Origin of the sequence: Streptomyces sp. (assembly GCF_031178505.1) — a bacterium.
Classification (GTDB): Bacteria; Actinomycetota; Actinomycetes; order Streptomycetales; family Streptomycetaceae; genus Streptomyces; species Streptomyces gulbargensis.
Genome location: NZ_JAPSIW010000187.1, coordinates 1 through 10,329, shown reverse-complemented (window position 1 = coordinate 10,329; position 10,329 = coordinate 1). Strand labels below are relative to the sequence as shown.

General features: G+C 72.2%; 11 protein-coding genes, 1 tRNA gene and 1 pseudogene. 10 read left to right on the top strand and 3 right to left on the bottom strand.

Annotated elements, in window-relative coordinates; translation table 11 throughout:
* The 3 genes and pseudogenes from RIF68_RS15195 to RIF68_RS15185 form a co-directional block, all read left to right on the top strand.
* Positions 1-636: pseudogene (locus RIF68_RS15195) on the top strand (hypothetical protein); the annotation flags it as partial.
* A gap of 98 nt (positions 637-734) precedes the next feature.
* Positions 735-808: transfer RNA gene (locus tag RIF68_RS15190), tRNA-Ala, on the top strand.
* Between the two features lie 158 nt (positions 809-966).
* Positions 967-2,100: a hypothetical protein gene (locus RIF68_RS15185; RefSeq protein ID WP_309051770.1), complete on the top strand. Its 1,134-nt coding sequence runs from the start codon at positions 967-969 to the stop codon at positions 2,098-2,100.
* Between the two features lie 4 nt (positions 2,101-2,104).
* On the opposite strand, the gene RIF68_RS15180 is transcribed toward RIF68_RS15185, so the two are convergent.
* Both RIF68_RS15180 and RIF68_RS15175 read right to left on the bottom strand, forming a co-directional pair.
* Positions 2,105-2,584, bottom strand: coding sequence for a GNAT family N-acetyltransferase (locus tag RIF68_RS15180; protein WP_309051769.1), 480 nt, complete (start codon positions 2,582-2,584; stop codon positions 2,105-2,107).
* 157 nt (positions 2,585-2,741) lie between these two features.
* A complete protein-coding gene (locus tag RIF68_RS15175) occupies positions 2,742-3,932 on the bottom strand; it encodes a helix-turn-helix transcriptional regulator (protein ID WP_309051768.1) in 1,191 nt (396 codons plus the stop codon).
* Positions 3,933-4,092: 160 nt separating this feature from the next.
* Between RIF68_RS15175 and RIF68_RS15170 the strand changes: the two genes are divergently transcribed.
* The 5 genes from RIF68_RS15170 to RIF68_RS15150 all read left to right on the top strand — a co-directional run bounded on the left by RIF68_RS15170 (position 4,093) and on the right by RIF68_RS15150 (position 7,274).
* Positions 4,093-4,269, top strand: coding sequence for a hypothetical protein (locus RIF68_RS15170; protein ID WP_309051767.1), 177 nt, complete (start codon positions 4,093-4,095; stop codon positions 4,267-4,269).
* A gap of 55 nt (positions 4,270-4,324) precedes the next feature.
* Positions 4,325-4,561 carry a hypothetical protein gene (locus tag RIF68_RS15165; protein WP_309051766.1) on the top strand — a complete coding sequence of 79 codons (237 nt, stop codon included), beginning with the start codon at positions 4,325-4,327 and terminating at the stop codon, positions 4,559-4,561.
* A 344-nt stretch (positions 4,562-4,905) separates the two neighbouring features.
* Positions 4,906-5,049, top strand: coding sequence for a hypothetical protein (locus RIF68_RS15160; protein ID WP_309051765.1), 144 nt, complete (start codon positions 4,906-4,908; stop codon positions 5,047-5,049).
* Positions 5,050-5,056: 7 nt separating this feature from the next.
* Positions 5,057-6,241 carry a methyltransferase domain-containing protein gene (locus tag RIF68_RS15155; protein WP_309051764.1) on the top strand — a complete coding sequence of 395 codons (1,185 nt, stop codon included), beginning with the start codon at positions 5,057-5,059 and terminating at the stop codon, positions 6,239-6,241.
* Between the two features lie 229 nt (positions 6,242-6,470).
* Complete coding sequence (locus RIF68_RS15150) at positions 6,471-7,274, top strand: exodeoxyribonuclease III (protein WP_309051763.1); 804 nt, start codon at positions 6,471-6,473, stop codon at positions 7,272-7,274.
* A 9-nt stretch (positions 7,275-7,283) separates the two neighbouring features.
* Here the strand turns inward: RIF68_RS15150 and RIF68_RS15145 are convergent, their stop codons facing one another.
* Positions 7,284-7,907 (bottom strand): MerR family transcriptional regulator, encoded by a 624-nt coding sequence (locus RIF68_RS15145; RefSeq protein WP_309051772.1) that lies wholly within the window; start codon positions 7,905-7,907, stop codon positions 7,284-7,286.
* 208 nt (positions 7,908-8,115) lie between these two features.
* Here RIF68_RS15145 and RIF68_RS15140 point away from each other — a divergent pair, with 208 nt between their 5' ends.
* Positions 8,116-9,642: an NAD(P)/FAD-dependent oxidoreductase gene (locus RIF68_RS15140; protein ID WP_309051762.1), complete on the top strand. Its 1,527-nt coding sequence runs from the start codon at positions 8,116-8,118 to the stop codon at positions 9,640-9,642.
* 11 nt (positions 9,643-9,653) lie between these two features.
* On the top strand, positions 9,654-10,329 hold a 676-nt coding region (locus tag RIF68_RS15135; RefSeq protein WP_309051771.1), incomplete at its 3' end, for an alpha/beta fold hydrolase.

Here is a 10,329-nt window from a genome sequence, read left to right as displayed (position 1 = left end):
GTCCTCGCCCGTCGCCGGCGCACCATCACCGTCCTCTTCATCGCCTTCACCCTCGGCGCGATCGTCGCCGCGGTCGGCGGCGTCACCTTCCTGTGGGCACCGGGCGTCCCGGCGGTGCTGCTGAGCGCGTACATCGTGCACCTGCGCGTCCAGGAGCGCCGCCGCTTCGTGTACGTCATGGACCGGCGCCGCGCGGAGGCCGCCGCCGCCCGTCTCCGCGAGAGCCGCCGGCCCGCGCCCGACCCCGCCCCGGAGGCCGAGGAGGCCCCGGCCCCGTCCGTCTCCCCGCAGGAGGCGGACCGCCGCGCCCTGGTCGAGCAGACGGACCACGCCGAGTGGGTGGACCAGCAGCGCGAGCGCGGCCCGGCCCGCGGCGACAGCTGGGACCCCGTCCCGGTGCCGCTGCCCACGTACGTCACGGCCCCGGTCGCCCCCCGCGCGTCGAGCGGCGTGGACATCACCGACCCGGAGACCTGGAGCGCGGCCCGCTCCTCCACCGCGGCCGACCCCACCCCGCCGCCCACCCCGGCCCCGGAGCGCCGCCCCGCCCCGCCCCGCCGCACCCGCGACCACGGCCGGACCCCCCTCTTCGACCAGTACGCGGACGACGACCGCCCCCGCGCCGCCAACGAGTGACCCACCCCGGCGGAGGCCCGCGACGGCCCTCCGCTGACCTGCGGCGGAAGCGATTTTTGTTCTCGCCGACGGGGATGCTAATGTTTCACACGTCGCAAGGGCCTGTGGCGCAGTCTGGTAGCGCACCTCGTTCGCATCGAGGGGGTCTGGGGTTCAAATCCCCACAGGTCCACAGACAGACGGAATCCCGTCCGATCGCAAGATCGGGCGGGATTCCGCCGTTTCCGGGCGCACTTCGCCGGGGTGGAGCACGGGCGTGGGCGGGGGATTCTTTTCCGGATGTGATCGCGTCGGCCGCCACCTGCGCGGTGCGCCGGAAGTTACTCCGGTATGAATCACGAGTCCTACTCCGCTCCCTGGCCCTTCCCGGTCGGGGTGAACCTCGCGCTGAACCCCCGTCACTTCTCCCAGGCTCCGCACGGTTGGGACGTGTCCGTGTCGGCGGTGGAGCTGGCCGGACTGGCGCAAGGGCCCGACGCCGTGAGGGCGCTCGGGGCCCGGCGGGGTTTCCTGGGCGAGACGCCGGCGAACCTGGAGCTCCGCAGGACCCTCGCGGAGCGGCCCGAGCACTTCGGGCGGATCCACCCGATCGTTCTCGGGGCCGACGAGGTGCACGTGCCGGGCCTCGCCGCGGCCCGGGGCGGGGTGGGTGCCCTGCATGTGTACGGGGTCGAGTGCATCGACGGGCTCCAGCGGCTGTGCACCGTCGCGGACGGGCTCGACCGCTGGGGGCCGGCGCACCTGGACCGGGCGACGGTGCGCCTGGAGATCCACTGCGGCCGGGCCCGTGATGTCGCGCGGGACCTGCACGACGCCGCGTACCGGCACGTCAACGTCCCGACGGCGCAGGACCGGCTGGTCCGGTGCCCGAACATCCAGCGGCTGATGAGGAGCGACTGGGAGAAGGAGGGGTCGTTCAGCCCGTGGCGGGGAGCGAGTGCGGGGCCGAGCAAGCGGCTCTACACGATGCCCGTGGTCACCCGGGGGCTCGCCTGTCTCTCGGCCGGGCCGGGGCCGGAGGCCGCGCACTTGGCGGCGACGGACGAGGGCCTCGAAGTCCTCTGGGGAAGCGTCGGTTCGGCCCTCTACTTGGAAATTTTCCACGACCGGATGAGCCCGCTCGGTGTCGTGCGGGCCGTCGACGCCTACGAGGCGGCGCAGGCCGCGCTGCGGCGCCTGCCGGCCCGGGCCAGGGAACGGGCCGGCCATCTGATCTCGTACGCCCCCGACCTGGTCGCACGGGAGGCCTGCCGGAAGACCCTGCCCGTGGCCGGGCTGCATGACGAGCAGTCGCGCTTCGACTGGCAGGGGAGGATCGAGCGGGACCTGCCCGCCGAGGTCGAGCGGACGGCTGCGGATCTCGTCCGGCGGTACGAGGCCGTCCACGCCCGCCTCGGGGGCAAGCACTACAAGGGGGAGGTGGAGCGGCTCGACGTCTGGCGGGCGATCCTGGCGGAAGGGTGACCCCTCAGGCCAGGGGCTTCGCGAAGCAGCGGCTGTTGGGGTAGTCGCGGTAGAGGCCGAACTTGGCGCAGGGCTCGTAGCCGCTGGAGGTGTAGAGGGCGATGGCCTCCGGCTGGGCCGTGCCCGTTTCCAGGACCATGCGGGTGCGGCCGGCCGCGCGGGCGTCCGCCTCCAGGGCGGCGAGGATGCGGCGGGCCAGGCCGAGGCCACGCGCCTCGGGGACCACGTACATGCGCTTCAGTTCGGCGTCGCCGTCCGCGTAGCCCTCGTCGTTCTCGTCCTGGGTGCGCCAGCCGCCGGTGGCGACGGGGCGGCCCAGCGGGTCGTAGGCGAGTAGGTAGAGGCCGTGCGGCGGGGTGAACATGGAGGGGTCCAGCGGTGTGAGATCGCCCTCGTCGTCGTAACGGGCGACGTACTCCAGCTGTACGGCGTCGTTGAGTTTGACGGCGTCGGGGTGGTCGAAAGGCAGCGGCTGGATGTTCATGCGATGTATCGTACATGTATGCATCGACTGTCGGTATCCTCGCGGGATGCTCACCGTGACCTGCCACGGTGTGTGCACAACATCCCGGCCTTGACCTGGGCAAACACTACGGCCCCGTTCGCCTGATCGCGACGGAGGCCGTAGTGGATGGCCCCGATCACAAAGCGATGCCGGACATGTGCGAGAGGCGGAGCAGCTCGGGATTGCTCCGCCGGTGCAGAGAGGCGAGCACACGGAAGACTTCGCGGGCCATGGGGTGGATGCGGGCCATCTCCGGCGCTGCCTCCCACGCCGCAGACAGGGACGCGAGAGCAGCCTCGCGGTTCCCCACGTCCAAGTGGGCACGAGCCACGTTCAGCCGCGACGGAGCCACCCGGGTGGGCGGTAGGCCGTCGAGGACCTGGTCGAGGTTCTGGGCGACGTCCAATGCGTCCTGCGGGCGGCCAAGGTCGAGCCGAGTTGCGAGCACGTGCGTGGTCGTGTTCTGCGGCCCGAAGATCATCGAGTGGCGGTTCGCGTCGCCGCCGCTGAACCAGTCGTCCGCCAGCCGTGAGGCCGACGCGATGTGCCGCTCAGCCTCACGGGCACCTTCGACCTTGTCCTCCAAGCGCCCCGCGAGTGTCATGCCCCGCAGGTTCAGCATCCCCACCGCGAACGCGCGGTCCTCCCCCGACAGGGCTGTTTCCGCCCGTGCGATGGCTCGGTCCACGATCATGAGGCCCCCCTCGGCGTCCCCGCCGTTCAGGTAGGCGCCGGCCCGGTCCCGGGCGGCGATGGCCTCACCGAGCGGGGTCGCTTGCTGCTCGACCGCCCACCGTTGCCGGGTCACCGCGAGTTCGGCCATGTCCATCCACCGGTGCCGCGCGGCGAGCCAGTACACGGAGCTGTAGACCTCCGCCAGTGTCATCCAGGCCCCGGCGGAGTTCTCCGTGTGGGCGTACGTGGTGGCGCTCCTCAGCAACCCCGGCAGCCGAGCGAGCACGTGGTGCACGCGGGCCGCGTCCCGGGCCTCTCGCACGGCCTCCACTGCGGCCAGAACGGCGCCTTCCTCGGCGGGTGTGCGTCCTGGCAGGTCGTAGTCCCGGACCGCAGACCGTAGGGCCGTGAGCCGTTCCTCGTCGTCGCCCACCACCCTGGTTTTCCCCAGTACCTCCGCCATGGGAATGCCGAGAGCCTTCCCGATGACAGCCGCCACGGTCGGCGTGAGCGTGCGGTCACCGACCTCAATCTTGGACAGCAGCGACACGGAGATGCCGGCGGTGCGGGTGAGCTGGGCCTGTGAGATGCCGCGTGTCTTCCGGAGCAGGGCGAGGTTCGCCCCGGGCGCCACTTCGCTGGTCGTGCTCATGCGGTCAGTCCTACCCCGTCGAGGTCACGTCACAGTCCATGGTCACAGGAGGTGTCGCCCTGCGCCTCAGCGTTTGTGCAACATCTGTGCAAGTTCCCATGTACGCAGAGTCGTTAACTGGCTACAGCACCTGAACGACCCCCGTCAGGAAGGCCACGACATGAGCACGCCGACGCCCGCGCCGCCGCTTCGCCCCGTCAGCACCGAGGAGGCCGCGGCGACGTTCCGCGCCCTTCGCGCCGCCATGGAGGATGCCGGCCTCTCCACCCACATGCTCTACCGCGAGACCCGCACCACCCCCGTGGCGAGGTCCACGTGTACGGCCTGGGCGAGGTGAGCATCGCGGGGGCGAAGCGGCTGACGAAGATCCTGCGCGCGGACCGGCGGCCGTCATGAGGTACCGGCCGGGTGACATCGTCACGGACGGCACCCGGGCCTTGGCCGGGCAGGTGCGTGACGTCCACGGAAACACCCTCACGCTGGCGCGCCCCGGTGAGTACGTCTGGGAGGCGGAGGCACGCGGATGTTGGCCGGCAAGCCCCGAGGAACGCGAGGCACTCCACCCGCGCGGCGCCCTGCGCCTGATCGGCGAGGAGCGGCCGGCCCGTACCGCGCCGCCCTCTTCCTGACTGCGGTGACCGTCGGCGCGTACGGCGCCGCCCTCTGGCTCCGCACCCCCTGAAAGCCTCACCCCGGCCCGGAGCTACCGGGGTGAGGCCACCCACTCCGGCCCGCCCCGGTGACGGCCCGAACTCCATGGCCGGCCGGTCACCGTCGCTCACCCAGGGGCCTACCTCTGGCGGTGGGCGGCGGGTTCTATGTCCCTTGTAGCTCAGGCAGGCAGAGCCCGCACGGCCGTTTCGTCCACACACCCGCCGCGGAGACCCCGGTTCGAGTCCGGGTAAGGGACCTCGGCCGCCCGTTCAGGGCGGCCGTCACGAGCACAACGCCAACCACACGAAGGAGTGACCCCATGCCGAAGCACGGCGGAGGATCGGGTAGCGGTACCGGCGGCAGCCAGCAGGACGACAGCAGCAGCGGCGCCAAGCACGGCGGCGGCGGGTCGTCCGAGGGCGGTAACACGTCCGACGGCAGTGGCCCCGCCACGGGCAAGTAGAGGCCTCGTGGAGAGGCGAACAGAGGAGGTGGGCCCCCAGGGGCTCGCCTCCGCGCTCATGGCATCGGGTGCACTGGGGACGGACTGGCTGAACGCCTACCGCGCTGTCCCTCGCGCCCTGTTCGTGCCGGATCGAATCTGGCCCGGCACCCCCGACGGCACCCGCCAGACAGCGTTGGTGGATCGCCGCACCGACCCGATCGACTGGCTGACCGCGGTCTACGAGGACCGGCCGCTCACCACGCAGTGGGATGACGGCGAACACGAGGGCGACGGCCTCGGCACGCGCCCGTCGAGCAGCAACTCGCAGCCTCGCATGGTGTTCGGCATGCTCGGCGACCTCGACGTCGAAGAAGGTCACCGGGTGCTGGAGATCGGGACGGGCACGGGGTGGAACGCGGCCCTACTCGCCCACCGGGCCGGTGCGAAGAACGTCGTCAGCATCGAGTACGACCCGGCCGTCGCGGCGGGCGCCCGGCAGAACCTCGCCGAGTTCGGCGCCGAAGAACCGCTCGTCGTCGTCGGCGACGGCCGGGAGGGATTTGCCGACCGGGCACCGTATGACCGCGTGATCGCGACCTGCTCGGTTGGCGAGGTCCCGTCGGCCTGGATCGAGCAGACGGCGACGGGCGGGGTGATCGTCGCACCGTGGGGCCCGCTGTACGGCGGGGAGGCCATCGTGCGCCTGGTGGTCGGCGAGGACGGCCACGCCCGGGGGCGCTTCACCCGGTCCTCGGCGTTCATGCGACTGAGGCAGCAGCGCGCAGATCTTCCCGCCCATGAGACGTACATGCGCGGGCAGGCCTGGCCGGCGGACGGCGTCCGGAGCGCCACGCTCATCCCGCCGTCGGACGTGGGCGGTTGGGTCGAGCAGTTCGCCATTGGCCTTCACGTGCATGACGCATGGTGGTCGGTCGAGCGGTACGACGACGGTTCGTACACGCTGTGGACGTACGGCCTCGATGGTGAGTCCTGGGCGTCGATCGACTGGGAGCCGGGGGAGAGCGAGTTCGTCGTCTACCAGAGTGGGCCCCGGCGCCTGTGGGATGAGACCGAAGCCGCTTACCGGTGGTGGAACGGCCGGTCCCGGCCGGGGTTCGAGCGGTTCGGGCTGACGGTCGGGCCTCGGTCCACGGTGGCCTGGCTGGACTCGGAGTCGTGCCCGGTGCCCGGGGCGGAGTGGGTTCGGTGACCCCCCGGACATGACGAAAGCGGCCCGCACCGGGAGGGAGCGGGCCGCTTTCGTATGGGTGGAGGGAAGGATGAGGGACGACAGCGAGTGCAGCGGCCTGCTGCGGCAGCTCGCGCGCCGGGTCGTCCTCACGCGGCGACCGGAAGGAGGGGGTCCACGGTGGAGGTTCAGCCGGTGTGGGAGCCTGACCCGTGGGCCTCACCTCTCCACCCCTGTGAAAGGGCATGTTTTGTACACAGTGACCAGCGTGAACGTCAATGGTCTCCGTGCCGCCGCCAAGAAGGGCTTCTCCGAGTGGCTGGCCGGCAGCTCCGCCGACGCCGTCTGCCTCCAGGAGGTCCGCGCCGAGGAGGCCCAGCTGCCCGCGGAGGTCCGGGCCCCCGAGGGCTGGTTCACCGCCCACGCTCCCGCCGCCGCCAAGGGCCGGGCCGGTGTCTCCCTCTACACGCGGCGCGAGCCCGACGCCGTGCGCGTCGGCTTCGGGTCGACCGAGTTCGACGGCAGCGGCCGGTACATCGAGGCCGACCTGCCCGGCGTCACCGTCGCCAGCCTCTACCTGCCGTCCGGCGAGGTCGACACCGAGCGCCAGGACGAGAAGTACCGCTTCATGGACGTCTTCCTGCCCTACCTCAAGGAGCTGAAGGAGCGGGCCGCCGCCGACGGCCGCGAGGTCGTCGTCTGCGGCGACTGGAACATCGCCCACCGCGAGGCCGACCTCAAGAACTGGCGGGCCAACCGCAAGAACGCCGGCTTCCTCCCCGAGGAGCGCGCCTGGCTGAGCCGCGTCCTCGACGAGCACGACGGCGGCTACGTGGACGTCGTCCGCGCCCTCCACCCCGACCAGGAGGGCCCCTACAGCTGGTGGTCGTACCGCGGGCGCGCCTTCGACAACGACAGTGGCTGGCGGATCGATTACCAGATCGCCACCCCGGGCCTCGCCGCCAAGGCCGTGAAGGCGTACGTCGAGCGGGCCGCCACCCATGCCGAGCGGTGGAGCGACCACGCGCCGGTCACCGCCGTGTACCAGCTCTGACCAGGGCGCCTACGCGGTGTCGTCCCGAAGTTGCCGGTCGAGGGCCATCGACAGTTCCGCCTCGACCACGCTCTTGGCGAGCGGGCGAAGGCGCTGCATGTCGCCGTCGCGGGCGTGGGCGCGGAGGAGGTCGGTGAAGAGGCCCGCGAGGGCCTCGGCGTGCTCGCGGACGCGGGCGCCCGCCTTGAGGACCTCGGCGAGCGGAACGCCCTCGCGGACGAGGGCGGCGGAGACGTCGAGCAGCCGGCGGCTGATGTGGACGAACTCCTCGCCGTCGGTGAGGACGTAGCCGAGGTCGAGCGCGGCCGCCAGGTTCTCGGGGGTGACCTCGCCGGCGAAGTGGTCGGCGAGTTCCTCGGGGGTGAGGCGGACCGGTTCCTCCTCGGTGGGTGCCGGGAGGGCGAGGACCTCGCGGACGTTGCGCCCGCTCTCGAAGGCGGCGGTGAGGTCGGCGATGCCGTTGAGGGTGTGGCCGCGTTCCAGGAGGGCGGCGATGGTGCGCAGCCGGGCCAGGTGGTGGTCGTCGTACCAGGCGATGCGGCCCTCGCGGCGGGGCGGCGGGATGAGGCCGCGCTCCCGGTAGAAGCGCAGCGTGCGGACGGTGATGCCGGCCGCGGCGGCGAGCTCCTCCATGCGGTACTCGCGTACGGGGGTGCCCGCCGCGGTCTCCGCCGTCTCGCCCGGTCGGGTGCCTGATCCTTCTGCCACGGACGCCAGCCTATGTTGTACCGCCGGTAACTTTCCCGCGCCGGACCTCTACCGCTCGGTAGGGAGCTGCTCTACAGTCCCGACTGTGCCAGTGATTGCTGGCGGAATCTTGGCCGGGCGCGCGGGAGGCGGCATGGCGAAGCACGAGCACGTACGGGTGGCGGTGATCGGATCGGGATTCGGCGGGCTCGGAGCCGCCGTCCGGCTGCGCCGCGAGGGGATCACCGACTTCGTCGTCCTGGAACGGGCCGACTCCGTGGGCGGCGCCTGGCGCGACAACAGCTACCCCGGCTGCGCCTGTGACGTCCCGTCCCACCTCTACTCCTTCTCCTTCGCGCCCAACCCCGACTGGCCCCGCACCTTCTCCGGCCAGCGGCACATCCGGGCCTACCTGGAGCACGTCGCCGACACCTTCGGGCTCCGTCCGCACATCCGTCTCAACCACGAGATGCTCCGCATGGAGTGGGACGCCGAGGAGCTGCGCTGGGAGATCGAGACCAGCGCGGGCCGGCTCAGCGCCGATGTCGTCGTCTCCGCCGCCGGGCCGCTGTCCGACCCGCAGATCCCCGACATCCCGGGGCTCGCCGACTTCCCCGGCAGGGTCTTCCACTCCGCCCGCTGGGACCACGACTACGACCTCAGGGGCAAGCGCGTCGCCATGATCGGCACCGGCGCCTCGGCCATCCAGATCGTGCCCGAGATCCAGCGCGAGGTCGGCCGGCTGACCCTCTTCCAGCGCACGCCCCCGTGGGTCATGCCGCGCATGGACCGCTCCATCAGCGGCGCCGAGCGCTGGCTGCACCGCACGCTGCCCGTCACGGCCACCCTGCGGCGCGGCGTCCTCTGGGGCATCCGCGAGCTCCAGGTCGGCGCCTTCACCAAGCACCCCGGCGAACTCGGCCTGGTCGAGAAGCTCGCCAAGGCCAACATCGCCCGCTCCATCAAGGACCCGGAGCTGCGCGCGAAGCTGACCCCCTCGTACCGCATCGGCTGCAAGCGGATCCTGCTCTCGAACACGTACTACCCGGCGCTGGCCCAGCCCAACGTCGACGTCGTCGCCTCCGGGCTGCGCGAGGTCCGCGGCTCGACCGTGGTGGCCGCCGACGGCACCGGGACCGAGGTCGACGCGATCATCTTCGGCACCGGCTTCCACGTCACCGACATCCCGATCGCCGAGCGCGTGATCGGCGCCGAGGGGCACAGCCTCGCCGAGTCCTGGAAGGACGGCGTGCAGGTGCTGCGCGGAGCCACCGCGAGCGGCTTCCCCAACCTCATGATGATCATCGGGCCCAACACGGGCCTCGGGAACTCCTCGATGATCCTCATGATCGAGTCCCAGCTGAACTACATGGCCGACTACCTGCGCCGGCTCCACGGCCTCGGCGAACGCGCCGCCCTCGCCGTGCGGCCCTCCGCCGTCGGCGCCTGGAACCGCAAGGTCCAGTCCCGCATGGAGCGGACCGTGTGGAAGTCCGGCGGCTGCGACAGCTGGTACCTCGACGCCAGCGGCCGCAACACCACCCTGTGGCCCGGCACGACCGCCGAGTTCCGGCGCGAGACCCGCCGGGTCGACCTCTCCGAGTACGAGGTGGTCCGCGCGCCCAGGCCCCTGAACCCGGCCGGGACCCCGGCCTCCCGCGCGAAGGAGGCGGCCAAGTGACGCTCCGCCGCATGCCGGTTCCCCGCGAACTGACCGCCGTCTCCGCCGACGGCGCCCGCGTCCACGTCGAGGTGTACGGCCCCGAGGGCGCCCCCGCCGTCGTGCTCGCCCACGGGTGGACCTGCTCCATCGCCTTCTGGGCGGAGCAGATACGCGCGCTCGCCACCGACCACCGGGTCATCGCCTACGACCAGCGCGGCCACGGCCGTTCGCCGCTGCCCGGGCCCACCGGGCAGGGCTACTCGACCACGTCCCTCGCCGACGACCTGGAGGCGGTGCTCGCCGCCACGCTCGGCCCCGGTGAACGCGCCGTCCTCGCCGGGCACTCCATGGGCGGCATGACGATCATGGCCGCCGCCGGCCGGGCGGGCCTGCGGCAGCACGCCGCCGCCGTGCTGCTCTGCTCGACCGGGCCCTCACGGCTGACCGCCGAGGCCACCGTCCTCCCCCTGCGGCCGGGCGGTCTGCGGACCCTGCTGACCGGGGCGGTGCTCGGCTCCAAGGCGCCGCTGGGACCGGTCACGGCCCTTTCGAAGAAGATCCTCAAGTACGCCACGATAGGCCCCGGTTCGGCGCCCGACCGGGTCGACACCTGCGCCCGGATCGTGCACGCCTGCCCGCGCCCCGCCCGGTACGGCTGGTCGCAGGTCCTGGCCGGCCTCGATCTCCAGGCCGGCCTCGCGGACC